We start from the raw sequence: 16,133 nt of genomic DNA on the forward strand, positions 1-16,133 counted from the left end.
CTGGCGTGTCCGGTGACTACTACGAACTCCTCGGCGTATCGCGCAGCGCCACGTCCGAAGAGCTGAAGAAGGCGTACCGGAAGCTGGCCAGACAGCTGCACCCCGACGCCAACCCAGACGATCCAGAGGCCGAGGCCAAGTTCAAGGAGGTCTCGACCGCGTACGCGGTTCTGAGCGATCCTGACAAACGCGCCAACTACGACCGCTACGGTGAGGCTGGTGTAGGAGCGGGCTTCGACCCCTTCGGTGGCCAGGGATTCGGCAGCATCAACGACATCTTCGAGATGTTCTTCGGCGGTCAGAACCCCTTCGGTGGCGGCGCTGGTCGGGGTCGCCCCGCCGGCCCGCCGCGAGGCGCCGATCAAGAGGTCGTTGCGACGCTGACCTTCGAGCAAGCGGTGTTCGGCGCCGAGATGCCCATCTCTCTACGCACTGCCCTGCGCTGCGAGGTTTGTGATGGCTCAGGTGCGTCCGAGGGCAGTTCGGTCGCTACCTGTGGCACATGCAACGGCATGGGGCAGGTGCGCCAGGTTCGACAGTCGATCCTGGGCCAGATGGTCACCACCGGAATGTGCCCCGAATGCAACGGTCAGGGAACGGTGATACCCGACCCGTGCCGCGAATGTGGCGGCGAGGGGCGCATCATCAGCGACGAGGAACTAGAGGTGCGGGTGCCTGCGGGCGTCAACACCGGTTCGACCTTGCGCCTCACCGGCAGGGGAGCCGTAGGCCAGCGCGGTGGCCCACCGGGCGATCTCTACGTGCACGTCCAGGTTCAGGCGCACGAGCGCTTCGAACGCGACGGAGACCACCTGTTCTGCGAGGTCGACGTCTCCGTGGCACAAGCAATACTCGGCGCAGAGATCGAACTGGAGACCCTCGACGGTGTCGAGACCCTCGAGATCCGCCCCGGCACTCAGCCCGGCGAGGTCATCAGGCTGCGCGGGCTTGGCGTTCCGAGGCTGGAGGGCCGCGGTCGCGGCGACCTGCACGTGTCGCTTCGGGTGGTCGTGCCCACGAAGTTGCCTCACGAGCAGGAAGACCTGATCCGCAAACTGGCCGACCTGCGAAGCGAATCGGTCAAAGGCCCAGACGAGGGCTTCTTGTCGAAGATCAAGTCGGCGTTCCGGTAACACCACCAATGGCCAATCCGGGCGATCATCCCGACGGCTCGGGCGGACCTCACGTGTTCGTCGACGACGTCGAACAGCCGGTGCTGAGCGAGCAAGACCTTCATCATCTCGGCCGCGTGCGGCGCTTGCGCGAAGGCGATGCGATTACCGTCAGCGACGGATGCGGCCGGTGGCGTGCGGCGCGATTTGGCGCCGAACCGACGCCCGCTGGCGACGTGGTCACGGTCGCGAGACCGGCGCCCCTGATCACCATCGGCATCACCGCCGTGAAGGGTGACCGCACCTCCTGGGCCATCCAAAAGCTCACCGAGTTGGGCGTTGACCGCATAGCCATAATCGAGTCGTCACGCTCGGTGGTTCGGTGGCGCGAAGCCAAGGCCGACAAGGCCCTCGAGCGTCTCGATGCCGTCGCTCGAAGCGCTGCGTGTCAGTCGCGTCGGGTCTGGCTGCCAGAGGTGGTCGGGCCGATAGCTGCCGCAGAGGCTCTCGGATGGGCGGGTGCAGCCGTCGCTCAGAAGGGTGGAGAGGCTCCGTCCTCGATGAATCACACCCTGCTCATCGGACCCGAAGGAGGCTGGACCGAGGCCGAGTTGGAGGCTGCTGCCCACAGAGTGGATCTGGGTCCTGGCGTGCTTCGCGCCGAAACTGCAGCGGTGGCTGGTGCGACCCTCCTTTGCGGAATTCGTGGCCATTTGGTGCGCGGCCACGCAGAGTGAGCTAGGGTGCTGGTCGATTCATCAGCGGGCACATTGCCACTCGGCGCCAGAGCCGAGGGTTTGACGTAGGAAGTAACGACGATGTCAGACATCGATCTCACCTCTGAGAGCGAAGAAGACTCCGCCTATGGGAAGCGGGTCGGCGAGCGCTTGCGCGCCATCCGGCGCCAAAAGCGGATGTCGCTGCAAGATGTAGAGGCCGAATCGTCGCACGAGTTCAAGGCGTCGGTGCTAGGTGCCTACGAGCGGGGAGAGCGCGCCATCTCGGTTCCGCGCTTGCACCGCCTGGCTCGTTTCTACAACGTCCCGGTGTCGCAGCTGCTGCCGCGTTCCGACGACGACAACGACATCGAGGGCGTCGACAGTCGTGAAGACGCCAACGTCACCATCGATCTGACCCGTCTCGAGTCGATGCAAGGGCCCGACGCAGCGATGCTGACGCGTTACCTGTCGATGATTCAGATGCAGCGCCAAGACTTCAACGGTCGCATGCTGACGATCCGCCGGGACGATCTGCGGGCCATCGCCTGCATCCTCGATACCAGCGTCGATTCAGCCTCCACGCGGCTGTCCGACCTGGGTCTGCGCCTCGGCGGCTGAGGGCAACGCGCCTCGTGGGCGCTGGCATCTACATCCACGTTCCGTTCTGTGAGCGACGCTGCGACTATTGCGCGTTCGCGACCTGGACCGACCGCCACGAACTGACCGAGCGATACTTCGCGGCTCTCGTGACCGCGGCCCAAGCGGTCCCAGCCGATTTTGGACCCATAACCTCGGTCTTCGTCGGAGGCGGCACTCCCAACCTCGCTCCGCCCGAGCTGCTGATGGCTGTGATCGACGAGCTCGATCTTGCCCCCGGCGCCGAAGTCACCGTCGAGTGCAACCCTGACCTGGTCACGGTGGCACAGATGCAGACCTACGCAGCCCACGGTGTCGAGCGCATATCCATGGGCGTCCAGTCGATGGTGCCTCACGTGCTCCAGGCGCTTGGCCGCACCCACGATCCCGCCAACGTGCGCTCGGCCGTGGAGGCGGTCAGGGCTGCGGGCATCGCCCGCCTCAATCTCGACCTGATCTACGGCGCGGCGGGCGAGTCGCTCGAAGATTGGGGCCAGACGCTTCAGCGAGCGATCGCCCTGGAACCCGATCACGTCAGCGCCTACGGGCTGACAGTCGAGCCCGGCACCCCGCTGGCCGACGATCCGAGCCGACATCCAGACGACGACGATCAAGCCGACAAATATCGCATGGCAGATGCTGCGCTGACCGAGGCAGGCCTGGCCAACTACGAGATCTCGAACTGGGCGCGTCCAGGTCAAGAGTGTCGCCACAACCTGCTCTATTGGACCCAGGGCGACTATCTGGGCCTTGGCTGCGCCGCCCACTCACACGTCGGCGGTCGCCGTTTCTGGAGCGTTCGTACCCCCGAGCGATTCATTCGAGCCATCGAGCGGGGCGACGGCGTCGAGGCCGGCTCCGAAGTGCTCGACGGTGCCGAAAGAGCGGTCGAGGCTCTGCAGTTGGCGATCCGCCTCGCCGATGGTGTCGACGCCGAGGTGATTCCTCCCGAGGTCGAACACCTGGTGCAGGTGGGGGCTGACGGCCGAGCCAGGCTGACGTTGGAAGGGCGGCTCTTGGCCAACGAGGTCGCTGTTCGCCTGGAGCCCCGCCAGCGCAACTAGGTTCCCAGCCTCGGCGTTGTACGCACCAGCTCTAGTGCTTGCAGTCCGCGCCGTTCCCAGGCGTGCAGTCCCCAGGCGCTGTTTTGTTCGATGCCCCTCTCGATCGACTCGGCGGCGTCCGGTTCGCCAAGGGCGGCCTTGGCCAGGCCCAGGTGAACGTGAGCCGACCCGGCCAGCACCATGCCTGGGGCAGCGCAGCAGCGGTCGGCGTATTGAGACAAGTGCTCGACGGCGAGACGGGCCGACGTCGGGTCCGAGAGCGTCCACCCGAGACCCGCCAGTTGGGCGAGTTCGATGGTCCTGAACGACGAGCTGGGGAGGCTTTGGGCCGACGCGAGAGCGGCTGAGAGATGGTCTCGAGCCTTGTCGAGTCGACCGGCAGCGGCGAACACGTCTGCTCTGACCATGGACCACACATCCATGCTCTGTCGCGAAGCCGAGGCTTCGATTCCGCCTTCGACCAGTAGCTCCAACTCGGCCATGCGGTCGAGCGAGGAATGCGATGCGATCAGCACACCGCCGTATGCCTCCAGCGCGGCTGGGCCGTGCGCACCCTGCATCAACAGCAGAGACTCGCCGAGTAGCTGGTTGCCTAGTTCGGTGTTTCCGCGTGCCAGTTCGAGGCCGGCCCGATAGTGCGTTGCGTACCACTTGACAGCGACCCGCCCGCTGGCGGCGCCGAGTGTCTCGAGCTGGTCGATCATGTGCTCGGTCTCTTCGAAGCGGCCGAACTCGGCGAGGCAGTCGGCCTGATGGACCAGGCCCAGAGCCAGGGCGCGGTCGTCGCCATCGGCCGTTGCCGACTCGGTCATCTGCCTGGCGACGCTCAGCCGCTCACGGGCTCCGGCAGCGGTCATCGAAGCGACCAGCCGCACGCCCAGAGTCCACCTGAAGGTCTCTGCATCGGACTCTGCCTCGGCTCTTGCCGTCAGGGCCTTCGAGTCTTCGACGAGTGTCTCTTGTCGCCACTCGGCGATGAGAACTCGACTCTGGCATTTGATCTGGGCGGCCACGGCACGCGGGCTGGGGTCATCGAGGGAGGCCCCGGCCTTGACTATCGACAACTCGTCGTCGTCGAGATCCACGAAGACCAGCCCAAACCCCGCCATCGCCGCGGCAAGTTCTGCTTGCTCGATCGGATCGCCACCGTCGTTCATCGCCGCCCGAAAGTGCGATCGCGATTCGGCGACACGCCCGGCGCGAAAGTCGACGTCGCCGAGCATCTGATGCAGCTCAGAGCGCAGGTCCTGGTCTTGGGCCACATCCAGAGCCCTCGACCACCACATGGTGGCCTCGTCGTACGCGCCCGCGGCATGGGCGGCCTTGCCTGCCTCGGCCATCGTCGCGGCGGCTTCATCGTCAGACTTCAGCGGCCCGCAACCCCACAGGTGGCGTGCCACCGCTCTGGGGTTCGGGCTGGGTTGCGATCTCAGGTGTTGGAACAGCAACCTGTGCAACCGCGCCCTTTCGGCGGCGGTGACCGAGCGTTCAGCTGCTAGCCGCCAGGCGTCGTGGCCGTACTCGAGATGATGTCCATCGCTCGAGACCAGGCCGCTGAGGTTGGAGATATCGGTGACGGCCAAGATGTCGGTGGTTTCGAGGTTCAGGCACTCGGCCAGCAAACCCACTGGAGCAGAACCTCCGTGAATGGCCGCCAGCGCAAGCACCTCGAGTGTCTGCGCGCTCAGCGACCCGGGCAGGGTCAGATCGTGGGCGACGTCGATCCCGGCAAGCGATGCACCTTGGCGAAGCCTCATGAGGCAGCGATCGACCAGCAGCGGCAGGCCACCGCTGCGGCTCTCGACCTCGGCAACCATTCGCGCCGGTGGCCGTGACCCCAGCTCTCGGACGATCAGTGAGGTGATGTCGTCCCTGTTCAGCAGAGTCAGATCGTGAACGGCTCCGATCTGTGGAACTACACGCGTCGGCTCGAGGCGCCATCCCACCAGCACCGCAGGATCGGCGTCGCTTCGCTGGGTGGCGATGAACTCGAGCAGCTGCATGGCCGTGGTGTCGAAGAATTGGGCATCGTCGATGACGATGGCATCGGCCCCAGAGGCACGAAGTGCGTCTCTGACCGCCAAAGACTGGCGAAACGAACCGGCCTCCATGTCGTCGCCGACCAGGCGAAGCGCCGTCGTTATCGTCGAGTTCGAATTGGATCTCGCCGCCAGCTGGGTCAGCAGCTCGCGCCAAGGCCACAGGGCCGGCGTGTCGTCGTATCGCAGTCCTCGCGCTGTCGGAGCGTTCAGCTGAGCCAGCACTGTCGATTTGCCGATTCCCGATGGCCCGCAGATCACGCCCACGGCCCGTTTCTGGATGATCTCGCGGGCGAACTGTGTTGCGGCCGAACGCCCGATGAGCCTGTTGGAACGAGGAACCACCGGAAGCGGAGGCAACGAGTCCCAGATACGTCTCTTGACCGATGCGACGACGGCTTCGGGGACGCTCTGTTCCGTTGGTGGCGACCGCCGGACGGCCGTTCGGGGCGGGTCGAGTCTCGGGTCTTGTTGCAAGATCGCCAACTCGGTCTCGCGAAGTGCCGGCCCGGCATCGACTCCGAGGTCTTCCAGGAGCCGCAGCTTGGCCTGCTCGATGCATGCCAGCGCGTCGCGCTGACGTCCGGCCCGGTAGAGCACCACGGCCAGCTCGGCGCAGGTTTGCTCGCGATACGGATTGTCGTCGACGACTGTCTGTAGATCATCTATCGCCTGAGACCACCGGCTCAGCGAGCTGTTGGCCAGCGCCCGAAGCTCGAGCATCTGTGTGTGTAGCTCGCCGATTCTGGCCGCATCTGCGGCGAACGCAGGCAGCGCTTCGAGCCGGCCCAGCACCGGGGTTTCCCAGTGACCCAGACCCTCGTCCAGCACGGCTATCGCTTCTTCGCCCCCAGCAGTCGATAGCGGTCGTTCGGACGTGAGCTCTGTCGCCCTCGCAAGCGCCGAGGTCATATACCCGAGATCCGATGGCGGCGACGGTGTCAGCCGGTACCGGTCGGCGCTGCGTTCGACGTCGAGCGAGTAGCGCCGTAGCTCTCGTCTCAGCCTCGAAACATGAGGGTGAAGTGCGGTTCGATCCACATCGGAGTCCTGCGACCACATCGAGGAGATGAGGCTGTTGGCCGAACACCAGCCATCTTGACCCGGGGCCAGGGCCAGCCTCGCTATCAGCGCCTCCACCTTGGGTCCGCCGAGGCTGATCGTCGCTCCGGCAGAGCGCAGCTCGACCGCTCCGAGTAGCTTCAACCTCACCTCGGGTGGTTTCTGCATCGCCTCATGCTAGGTGTTTCGGCGGTCGAGGGTCACTCGGCGCCCACCGCAGGCTTTCTGCAAGCGTTCTGCAAGCGACGCTTGCGAGGCTTGTCTCATGACTGGATTGAAGCTTTCGATATCGCTGTTGGGAATGGTGCTGCTCGCCGGGGCTTGCAGCGCATCAGACGTTGCCGAAGAGGTGATCGAGAACCGAATCGAGGCCGAGACGGGTGGTGATGTCGAGTTCGATATCGACGACGATGCGCAGGTGCGCGTCAGCACAGACGATGGAGACCTCGAGATCAGCAGCACGGGAGATCGACCCGGCGGGTGGCCCGAGTACCTGAGCGAACCTGCAGGTTCGACGATCCTGACCTCGGTGTCGTTCGTCGACGAGACCTCCAACAACATGTCGATGACGATCGAGGCAAGCGCCGGCGTCGAGGAACTGGCCGAGCACTATCACTCCGCCCTGGCCGATTGGGACATGAGCGTCGATTCGAGGCTGGCCAGCGGAGAGGAGTTGTCGATCACGCGCCAGTATGAGAAGGGTGGGGCCGTGCTGACACTGTTCGTTTACCCGTCCGAGGGCGGCTCAGGCGCACAGATCACCTACACCGAAGAGGTCGACGATCAGGCCGCCGATTCCGGAGCCGGTGACGCGGCCGACTCGGGCACAGCGTCCTTCGATAGTGCAGAAAACGCCGCCCGGACGCTGGGTCTCGACGATGAGCAGGCGGCAGAGCTGGGCGATGCGATCGGCATGCTGTCGCCCGAGACGCGTTATCAGATCGTGTTCGATCAGCTCTCGCTCGATGGCGAAATCAAGGCCGACGGGAATCAGATCTCGCTGATACTCGACCTGCCCGAGGCCGAAGGCGACTTCTTGATGTGTGTCTACGCCGGCGCCGTGGCCGCCGAGGGCGAGCAGCTTCGGATCGTGTACAGCGACGCCGTCGTCGAGTGCTGATAGCGCCTGTGCTGATGTGGCCCGGCGCAAGCGCCGCGGCTGAATGACCGAAGCCGGGCCGCACCTCTCGGTGGCGGCCCGGCTCCTGTTCGTGTCCCCCAGATCTGCTACCGGGTGCACCCGGCGTGTTCGGCGAGCTTAGACCATCCGAATTCGACCTGTGACCAAGGGCACGGTCGGGTCGGTCAGAGCGCTGATGTGGCCTCGAAGCCCGTCACCAGGTCGGCGATGATGTCGTCGATGTGCTCGATGCCGACCGACAAGCGCACGAGGTTCGGCAAGACACCAGTGGCCTCTTGTTCCTCGGCGGTCAGCTGGCTGTGGGTGGTGCTGGCCGGATGTATGGCCAGGCTGCGCACATCGCCGATGTTGGCGACGTGGCTGTGCAACTCGAGGCTTTCCACGAACTTCTGGCCGGCCTTGGCACCGCCGGCGATGCCAAACGCCAGCACCGATCCGGGGCCCTTGGGCAGGTAGCGCTTGGCCCGTTCGTTCCACTTCGACGTCTCGAGGCCCGAGTACGACACCCACTCGACCTGGGGATGTTCGGCCAGGAAGCGGGCGACCTTGGCGGCGTTCTCGACGTGGCGCTCCATCCGCAGGTGCAGCGTCTCGACACCCTGAAGAAGCAAGAACGCGTTCATCGGCGAGATCGCCGGTCCGAGATCGCGCAGCATCTGGACGCGGGCCTTGATGATGAATGCGCCGGGCCCCAGAGCGGGCCAATAGGCAAGACCGTGGTAGCTGGGGTCGGGTTCGGTGAAGTTCGGGAACTTGTCGCCGGCGCCGAAGTCGAAGCTGCCGCCGTCGACGATGACGCCGCCGATGCTGTTGCCGTGGCCGCCGATGAACTTGGTGGCCGAGTGGATGACGATGTCGGCTCCGTGGGTGAGCGGGTTGCACAGGTACGGAGAAGCCACCGTGTTGTCGATGATCAGGGGCACGCCGACCTGCTTCGCGATGGTCGAAACACCCTCGAAGTCGAACACGTCGTTCTTGGGGTTGCCGATGGTCTCGCCGTAGAACGCCTTGGTGTTCGGCTGCACGGCCGCCTGCCACGCATCGAGGTCGTCGGGGTCTGCGACGAAGCTGACCTCGATGCCCATCTTCGGAAGTGTGTAGTTGAACAGGTTGTAGGTGCCGCCATACAGCGACGGGCTGGCGACGATGTGGTCGCCGACCTCGGCCAGGGTCAAGATCGCCAGCGTCTCGGCGGCCTGGCCCGACGCTACGGCAAGGCATCCTGGCAGGCCGACGGCGGTGCGCACGGCACCCTCCAGTGCAGCGATGCGCTCTTCGAGCACGTGCTGGGTGGGGTTCATGATGCGCGTGTAGATGTTGCCGATCTCGGCCAGCGCGAACAGGTTCTGGGCGTGTTCGGCGTTGTCGAACACATAGGACGTGGTCTGATAGATCGGAACGGCCCGGGCGCCGGTGGCGCTATCGGGCTGCTGTCCTGCGTGGACGGTGGCCGTCTCGAACTTCCAGTCGTTGCTCATGTCTGCTCCGGGTGGGGGGTCGGGCCCGCTTCAAGGGCGAGCCATACAATATAGGCTAAAAGTCTGGGTTGCTACCGAATCGGGGTCGGCCGCCGCCGATCTGCCAGACTGCGATCATGATCGAGCGCGAGATCGAAGTGGCAACCGGCGACGGTGAGATGAAGACCTTCATCTATCACCCCGAGCACGACGGACCGCACCCCGTTGTCCTTTACCTGATGGACGCACCCAGCATCAGGCCCGCCCTCAAAGACATGGCATCTCGACTGGCGACGGCGGGCTATTACGTGATGTTGCCCTACCTGTTCTACCGGGGCGGACCGTTTCGCGAGTTCGGTCAAAGCGATGAAGACATGCACGCCAGGCAGGAGATGATGGGCACGGTGAACCCCACCAACATCATCGGTGACGCCGAAGCGCTGCTGAAGATCGCCGAGGCCGATGTAGCCGCCAAGACCGATGGTCCCATCGGAGCGGTCGGTTTCTGCATGAGTGGGGGCCTGGTCATTTCACTGGCCCGCGCCATGGGCCAGCGTGTCGGCGCAGTTGCGTCGATCCACGGTGCCTGGTTGGTCCGCGACACCCCCGACTCGCCCCACCTCGGCCTCGAGCACGTCAGCGCCGAGGTCTACCTCGGCTGGGCCGACAACGACCCCACCGCTCCGGTCGAAGATCGCGACGTGCTGACGAACGCCCTCGACGAAGCCGGGGTCGAATACAACCTCGATTTCCTCAGCTATGCCGTTCACGGATATGCCCCGCCTGGTGGCGAGCGCTACAACCGGGCCGCCTCTGAGTTGCACTGGGAGCGGGTTCACTCGATGCTGCGCCGACGCGTCGGCTGACAACAGCCCGAAGAAGGTCCTCATGAAGGACCACTACCGCACAGTCGGGCCACGGCCTCTTGGTAGTGGTCGACGCTGAAGTTGTACGACCAGATGTTGTCCAGGTCGGGCGTGCGCTCCAGGCCCCTTTCGCACAGTGCGCGGGTTATCGCCGGCCACTGACCCGCTTCGAGGGCCTCGACCAGGGCCAGCCGCCCATCGGTGGACATCCCCAGCAGATAGTCGACGTCGAGGTCGGCGCCGCTCTGGGCTCGCTCGAGATTGCGTTCGACGACGATGGCCTCGGGGTTCACGATGTTCAGCACCAGCACGCCCGCAACGGCCGAACCCACCACAAAGGGAGCCAGCCAGCGCCTGCCACCAGCGCTTGCGGTCGCCGTCGCCGTGGCCAACAACACCGCGATCATCCAAGCAGCGAAGCCCATCACGTAGAGCCGCAGCATCGTCAGGCCGAACGCTTCTTCGTACAGGAACATGCGGCGCAGCGACACGATGACGAGGCCGATCGTCAGCGCCGCAATGACCCCGCTCAGGACAATGACGCGCCGGGGAGGGCGTCGATAATCTGCCGCCGTTCGAACTCGGGCAAAGGCCAGCACTGCGGCCACCACCACGGCCACCCACAACAGCTGGAAGAACCCTTGCCTGGCGTATTCGGCGAACGTCAGGCCGGTGCGCTCCAGCACCCACTGCCTGCCCTGCAGCACCGTGACCAACTGCGACAAGGTGAACAGGCCAAGCACCATCGACACAGTCGCCAGCAACAACGAGGCCGAGTCGTGCGAGGTGCGTATAGCCGTGGCCGCTCGCGCGGGTCGATCGTGATGATCCGAGGCCGTCGCCAGCCACAGGCCAACAAAGGTTGCAACCGACCAACCCAACAGATGAAGTCCCTGTGTGGTCACGTCCGGCATCGACAAGAACGACGCAAACACCGCGTCGCCCGAAGCCAACAGCACCAGCATCAACGCACCGGTGGCGGCGGCAAGCACGTAGTTTCCCAACCCCAGCGCGGCAGCCCTACCACCAGCCAGGGCGGCGGTGGCGCGGTGCACGATGCGCACGACCTTCACCAGTGCGGGCTGAATCGCCCTGAACGTTTTGGCCGAGCGCAAGGTCCACTCGTACCGGTCGTTGGCCAGAAGGCGACCCTGGCGGTCGATGGCCGGCCCAATCATCAGCAGCAGAGCTGCAGCCGCCAGATCGATGGTCAACAGCCACGGGCTGTACCGCACCGACAACCAAAGGGCCAGCGCGGTGATGGTCATCGGAACGACCAGGGTGGCTGGCCGGCGCAACGACGCCGAGCCGCTAGCGGCGCACCAACCCAGTGCGGCGACAGCACCCGAAGCGGCAAACCCGAACGCCGATGCGTGCATCGCCAGGTCGCCAACCACTCCTGCGACGGCAATCAACGCCAAGGTCGAGATCGTCTTCGAGTCGGGTGTTGGCACCGTGTCGGTGCGCGCGCGGTCAAGCGTGGTTGTCATGGGTGTCTCCGGGTTCGATCAGGTGATCGGCGGCTGTTGGGTCAGGTCGACAGGTCGATGGTGAATGCGGCACCACGGCCAGTGTCCTTGGCCTCGATGCGGCCGTGGTGGAGGTGAACGATTTCGCGCGCTATTGCCAGACCCAGCCCAGTGCCTGCGGTCGAAGGGCTGTTGCGCCGGAATGGGTCGAACACATCGGACGCGGTTCCGTTGAGGCCTGGGCCGTTGTCCTCGACCACCAGCACGGGGCCGGGGCCGACAGCGATCTTGACCTGGGGCGGTGTCAACGCGGTGCGGCCGTGCACCGCCGCGTTCTCGACGAGGTTGTCCACGGCCCTGCGCAGGTGACGTCGGTCGCCGGTGATCTCCTGCCTCGGCCCCGAAACCTCTATCTCAGCGTCGGGATGGCGCACCATCGCTTCATCTGCCGCGGCCCGCGCCAGGTCGAGCAGATCGAACTGTGACGGCCTCAGCTCGAGCACCCCGGCCTCCAGACGAGACAGATCCAGCAGATCGGCCGTCAGCGCCGACAGCCGGCGGCACTGGCGGTGCAGCTTTTCGAGCTCGTGGGCTGTGGGCTCGGTGACCCCATCTGCCATGTTCTCGACCGTGGCCAGAAGACCCGACACCGGGGTACGCAGCTCGTGGGCAGCGTCGGCCACGAAACGACGCCTGTGCCTTTCTGCCTCGGCCAACTGGTCGGCCATCGAGTTGAAGGTGCTGGCCAGGCGTCCGATCTCGTCAACGGTCGACACCGTGGCCCGAGCCGCCAGGTCGCCGCCGCCGAACCGGCGGGCCGCAGCATCGATGTTGCGCAGAGGAGACGTCAGGCCGCGGGCCAAGAACTGAACCATGATCAAGGACAGAGCCGCGGCCACAACCGGACGAACCCAGATCGGCCACCCGAGTCTGAGCCCCACGGTCGATGTGATTGCCGCAACGGCCACAGCAGCGACGATGACTATCGACAACTTCACCTTCAGGCTGGTGAGCGCGCCCAACGGCGACGACACGATGCTCTCGCCCTCAGATCCTGTCGCCCACCGAGAGGGCGTAGCCGATTCCGTGGATGGTGCGGATCAGATCGGCATCGAGCTTGCGTCGCAACGCTCGGATGTGTGAATCGATGGTGCGGGCCACCCCGGCGTCGCGATAACCCCATACCTGCTGCATCAGGTCGTCGCGGCTGCGCACGGCGCCTCGGGCCTTGGCCAGATCGACGAACAGGTCGAACTCGGTCACCGTCAGATGCACATCGCCGGTGGGGCCCCAAACCCGGCGCCGCATCACGTCGATCTCGAAAGTGCCGGCGCGCAAATGGTTCTCGTCGATGGCGGGGCGCGACGCCATGGTGCGCCTCAGCACAGCGGTGATACGAGCCGACAACTCCCTGGGCGAAAACGGCTTCACCACATAGTCGTCGGCGCCCACCCCCAGCCCGACCAGGATGTCGGTCTCGTCGTCTCGGGCGGTCAACATCACAACGGCCACGTCGTGATGAACACGGATCCGGCGGCACACCTCGATGCCATCTGCCCCCGGCAAGCCCAGATCGAGCACCACCAGATCGGGGGGAGCAACCAACGCCGTGGCGACCGCCACGTTGCCGTCATGCACTGTGTTGACCTCATGGCCGTCGGCGCGAAGACGTTGTGCCACGGCATCGGCGATGGCCAGGTCGTCGTCGACTACGAGAATTCGGCTGTTACCCACAAGGACACCGTAGGGAACCGGCCGTGCAGATGCCGGGCGCGAGATCTGGAGATTCTGTGCAGGCTGGGTCGCCGGCTCTGTGCAGGTCTGGTCGCCGGCTTCATGGCAGCTTCACAAAAGCGCGATCAAAGGCTTCATCGGACATCGAGAACATGACATCGAAGCCGAGCACTCGGCCCCGAAGAAGGGACAAGGTCATGAAGTTCGAAATCACCAACACCGTCAAGACCGGACGTGCGTTTCTGCTTGCTGCCGCACTCGCCGGATCTGGGCCGATCCTTGCCGCATGCGCCGGCGACTCGACCGATGCCGCCACCGAACCCGCAACGGCAGACCTGGTTCTCGCGGCCACGTCGCAGACCGTCGACCAGGCCGACATCGACAACCTGCTGTTCATGCGCCAGGAAGAGAAGCTCGCCGCCGACGTCTACAACGTGCTCTACGAACAATGGGGTCTGCGTCCCTTCGCCAACATCGAACAGGCAGAGCTGACACATCAGGCCGAGGTTTCTGCCGTGCTCGCTTCGCTGGGCATCGAAGACCCCATCGACGCGCTCGCGCCGGGCGAGTTCATCGACCCCGCCCTGCAGGACCTCTACCACGACTTGGTCGAGCGGGGCATGATCTCGGCCCAGGAAGCCTTGATGGTTGGCGCGTTGATCGAAGAGGTCGACATCGCCGATCTTCGTCAGCGGGCCTCTGAGGTTCCCGAAATCGATGCTCTCTATGCCCGCCTCGAAGCCGGATCGAACAACCACCTCCGGGCCTTCGTTCGCAGCCTCGAGGGGTTCGGCGTCGAATACGACGCCCAGGTACTCGAAACAGCTGACGTAGCCGCGATCGTGGCAGCCGATAACACGATGGGTCACGAGATGCAGGGCCAGGGCGTCCAGGGTCAGGGTGGCCACGGCCAGGGAGGCCTCGGCCAGGGCCAGGGAATGGGTCAGGGTCAGGGCGGCCAGGGAATGGGCCAGGGCCATGGCCGTGGGCGCAGCTAGCATCGCCCAGATGGCCGGCGGAGTCCCCTCGATCCTCGTGGTCGATGACGACCCCAAGATCCGCGACCTCGTGTCCTCGTATCTCGCTGCCGAGGGCTACGAGGTCGCCGGCGCGTCGGACGGGGCCCAGGCGATACAGCGGGTCAGAGCTCTCGAACCCGACCTGGTGGTGATGGACGTCGTGATGCCCGGCATCGACGGCATCGAGGCGCTGCGCCAGGTGCGCACCTTCTCCGACGTCTACGTCATCATGCTGACCGCTCGTTCGGAGGAGACCGACAAGCTGATCGGGCTGTCGGTGGGCGCCGATGACTATCTCACCAAGCCTTTCAGCCCTCGTGAGCTGGTGGCGCGGGTCAAAGCGGTGCTACGCCGCACACGATCTTCGGCCGCGGCCAGCGGTGCCGAGGAGACGCTCGTCTTTCCATCTCTGACCATCGATACCAGTCGACGTGATGTGGAGGTCGATGGTGAACCGGCAGAGCTGACAACCCTAGAGTTCGATCTGCTCAAGGCCATGGCTCTTCAGCCTCGTCGGGTCTTCTCGCGCCGCCAGCTGCTCGAGGCGGTGTGGGGGTGGGATTTCGTGGGCGACGATCGCGTTGTCGACGTGCACATCCGCAATCTGCGCAAGGCGCTGGGAGACAGCGCCACCGAGCCCCGGTTCATCGGCACCGTGCGCGGGGTGGGCTACCGGTTCGAGCTGGAGCCGTCGTGAGCGCCGCGACCGGGTCGCGGCGCAGTGTCGGCGGCGTGCTGATCTGGTCATATGTAGCGGTCATCGCCGTGGTGGCTGGTGTGGGCTTCGTCACCGTCAGATTCCTGACGCCACGGCTGTTCGAGCGCCGCCTCACAGGCATGGGTTTTGGGGCCGGCGGGCCCAGGCACAACCAGGATCCGTTCGCCGACCCGGCCATTTCGGACAGCCTCAACCGATCTCTGACCATCGCCGCCGGAGTCGCTGCGCTGGCGGGCGTGCTGCTTGCCGCCGGTGTCGCCTGGTGGGTGGTGCGTACCCTCTCGGCTCGGGTACATGCGATGCGCGATGCCACCCACCGGCTGGCGGCGGGCGATCACTCGGCCCGGGTTGCCGAACCGCCAGAAGCCGAGCTCGCCGATCTGGCTCTGTCGATCAACACTCTCGCTGAAACGCTCGAGGCCACCGAACAGAATCGGGCCCGGCTGATCTCGGACCTGGCTCACGAGCTGCGAAATCCCCTCACCACCATCGAGGGAACGATGGAGGCTCTGATCGACGGAGTCATGGAGCCAACACCGGAGACCTTTGCTTCGGTGATCGAGGAAGCCGACCGCCTGAGGCGCCTCACCGACGATCTCTCCCTGCTGGCCAAGGGGCAGGAGGGTGCCCTCCAGTTGTCGCAAGACCGGGTCGATGTGGGTGACGTGGTATCGGCTGTGGCAGATCGCCTGAGGTCGCAGTTCGAGTTGAAGGGCGTGACGTTGTCGGTGGATGTGCCGCCCGAGGCTGCGGTGGTGGGCGATGCCGACCGCCTTGCCCAGGTGTTCACCAACATCGTGGGCAACGCTTTGACCCACACACCTCAGGGCGGTTCGGTCGCGATCTGGGTTCGATCGGGCAGCGAGGTAGTGGTTCGGGTCACCGACAGCGGCTCGGGTATCCCTGCCGACCAGCTGGTCGCGGTGTTCGACCGGTACACCCGGCTCGACCACACCCGGCCGGGCACCGGCATTGGGCTGAACATTGCGCGCACCCTGGTCAACGCTCATGGCGGCACCATCGCTGCGCACTCGGACGGGCCCGGCGCCGGCACCACCTTCGAGGTCGTTCTGCCATCGGCCTGACCGGCCCGCAAC

The 16,133-nt window shown here is 65.3% G+C and carries 14 protein-coding genes; 9 read left to right on the top strand and 5 right to left on the bottom strand.

Annotated elements, in window-relative coordinates; translation table 11 throughout:
• The first annotated feature begins 5 nt into the window (after positions 1–5).
• The 4 genes from dnaJ (at position 6) to hemW (ending at position 3,531) form a co-directional block, all read left to right on the top strand.
• Positions 6–1,133, top strand: coding sequence for a molecular chaperone DnaJ (dnaJ, locus tag R2770_18405; GenBank protein MEZ5282435.1), 1,128 nt, complete (start codon positions 6–8; stop codon positions 1,131–1,133).
• A gap of 8 nt (positions 1,134–1,141) precedes the next feature.
• Positions 1,142–1,849 carry an RsmE family RNA methyltransferase gene (locus tag R2770_18410; GenBank protein MEZ5282436.1) on the top strand — a complete coding sequence of 236 codons (708 nt, stop codon included), beginning with the start codon at positions 1,142–1,144 and terminating at the stop codon, positions 1,847–1,849.
• An 81-nt stretch (positions 1,850–1,930) separates the two neighbouring features.
• The gene (locus R2770_18415) at positions 1,931–2,449 is read left to right on the top strand and encodes a transcriptional regulator (GenBank protein MEZ5282437.1); all 519 of its coding nucleotides are present in this window, start codon (positions 1,931–1,933) and stop codon (positions 2,447–2,449) included.
• A gap of 14 nt (positions 2,450–2,463) precedes the next feature.
• Entirely contained in the window at positions 2,464–3,531 is a 1,068-nt protein-coding gene (hemW, locus tag R2770_18420; protein MEZ5282438.1) for a radical SAM family heme chaperone HemW, read from the top strand.
• Here hemW and R2770_18425 read toward each other — a convergent pair.
• Complete coding sequence (locus tag R2770_18425) at positions 3,528–6,800, bottom strand: BTAD domain-containing putative transcriptional regulator (GenBank protein ID MEZ5282439.1); 3,273 nt, start codon at positions 6,798–6,800, stop codon at positions 3,528–3,530. The genes hemW and R2770_18425 overlap by 4 nt on opposite strands.
• Before the next feature lie 97 nt (positions 6,801–6,897).
• On the opposite strand from R2770_18425, the gene R2770_18430 reads away from it, so the two are divergent.
• A complete protein-coding gene (locus R2770_18430; protein ID MEZ5282440.1) occupies positions 6,898–7,752 on the top strand; it encodes a hypothetical protein in 855 nt (284 codons plus the stop codon).
• 185 nt (positions 7,753–7,937) lie between these two features.
• Here R2770_18430 and R2770_18435 read toward each other — a convergent pair whose 3' ends face one another.
• Complete coding sequence (locus R2770_18435) at positions 7,938–9,251, bottom strand: bifunctional o-acetylhomoserine/o-acetylserine sulfhydrylase (GenBank protein MEZ5282441.1); 1,314 nt, start codon at positions 9,249–9,251, stop codon at positions 7,938–7,940.
• Positions 9,252–9,367: 116 nt separating this feature from the next.
• Here R2770_18435 and R2770_18440 point away from each other — a divergent pair, with 116 nt between their 5' ends.
• Positions 9,368–10,096: a dienelactone hydrolase family protein gene (locus tag R2770_18440; GenBank protein ID MEZ5282442.1), complete on the top strand. Its 729-nt coding sequence runs from the start codon at positions 9,368–9,370 to the stop codon at positions 10,094–10,096.
• A gap of 20 nt (positions 10,097–10,116) precedes the next feature.
• Here R2770_18440 and R2770_18445 read toward each other — a convergent pair whose 3' ends face one another.
• From R2770_18445 to R2770_18455, 3 genes are read right to left on the bottom strand one after another with little or no spacing between them, the layout of a single operon-like run.
• Positions 10,117–11,586 (bottom strand): DUF4173 domain-containing protein, encoded by a 1,470-nt coding sequence (locus R2770_18445; protein ID MEZ5282443.1) that lies wholly within the window; start codon positions 11,584–11,586, stop codon positions 10,117–10,119.
• Between the two features lie 41 nt (positions 11,587–11,627).
• On the bottom strand, positions 11,628–12,599 hold the full coding sequence (locus tag R2770_18450) for a HAMP domain-containing sensor histidine kinase (GenBank protein ID MEZ5282444.1): 972 nt from the start codon (positions 12,597–12,599) through the stop codon (positions 11,628–11,630).
• 13 nt (positions 12,600–12,612) lie between these two features.
• On the bottom strand, positions 12,613–13,299 hold the full coding sequence (locus R2770_18455) for a response regulator transcription factor (GenBank protein MEZ5282445.1): 687 nt from the start codon (positions 13,297–13,299) through the stop codon (positions 12,613–12,615).
• 197 nt (positions 13,300–13,496) lie between these two features.
• Here R2770_18455 and R2770_18460 point away from each other — a divergent pair, with 197 nt between their 5' ends.
• Genes R2770_18460 through R2770_18470 form a run of 3 tightly spaced genes read left to right on the top strand, consistent with a single transcriptional unit; the run spans position 13,497 to position 16,121 of the window.
• Positions 13,497–14,297 (top strand): DUF2202 domain-containing protein, encoded by an 801-nt coding sequence (locus R2770_18460; GenBank protein ID MEZ5282446.1) that lies wholly within the window; start codon positions 13,497–13,499, stop codon positions 14,295–14,297.
• Positions 14,200–15,015, top strand: coding sequence for a response regulator transcription factor (locus R2770_18465; protein MEZ5282447.1), 816 nt, complete (start codon positions 14,200–14,202; stop codon positions 15,013–15,015). Before R2770_18460 ends, R2770_18465 begins: the two co-directional genes overlap by 98 nt.
• Positions 15,012–16,121: an ATP-binding protein gene (locus R2770_18470; GenBank protein MEZ5282448.1), complete on the top strand. Its 1,110-nt coding sequence runs from the start codon at positions 15,012–15,014 to the stop codon at positions 16,119–16,121. The genes R2770_18465 and R2770_18470 overlap by 4 nt, the downstream gene beginning before the upstream one ends.
• Positions 16,122–16,133 lie beyond the last annotated feature (12 nt).

It is taken from the genome of Acidimicrobiales bacterium (assembly GCA_041394185.1).
In the GTDB taxonomy this organism is placed as follows: domain Bacteria; phylum Actinomycetota; class Acidimicrobiia; order Acidimicrobiales; family Poriferisodalaceae; genus JAAETH01.

Excerpts from the sequence above, each read along its gene's own strand:
- R2770_18410 (MEZ5282436.1), top strand. The coding sequence starts at position 1,142 with ATGGCCAATCCGGGCGATCATCCCGACGGCTCGGGCGGACCTCACGTG.
- R2770_18415 (MEZ5282437.1), top strand. The coding sequence starts at position 1,931 with ATGTCAGACATCGATCTCACCTCTGAGAGCGAAGAAGACTCCGCCTAT.
- R2770_18425 (MEZ5282439.1), bottom strand. The coding sequence starts at position 6,800 with ATGCAGAAACCACCCGAGGTGAGGTTGAAGCTACTCGGAGCGGTCGAG.
- R2770_18430 (MEZ5282440.1), top strand. The coding sequence starts at position 6,898 with ATGACTGGATTGAAGCTTTCGATATCGCTGTTGGGAATGGTGCTGCTC.
- R2770_18435 (MEZ5282441.1), bottom strand. The coding sequence starts at position 9,251 with ATGAGCAACGACTGGAAGTTCGAGACGGCCACCGTCCACGCAGGACAG.
- R2770_18440 (MEZ5282442.1), top strand. The coding sequence starts at position 9,368 with ATGATCGAGCGCGAGATCGAAGTGGCAACCGGCGACGGTGAGATGAAG.
- R2770_18445 (MEZ5282443.1), bottom strand. The coding sequence starts at position 11,586 with ATGACAACCACGCTTGACCGCGCGCGCACCGACACGGTGCCAACACCC.
- R2770_18460 (MEZ5282446.1), top strand. The coding sequence starts at position 13,497 with ATGAAGTTCGAAATCACCAACACCGTCAAGACCGGACGTGCGTTTCTG.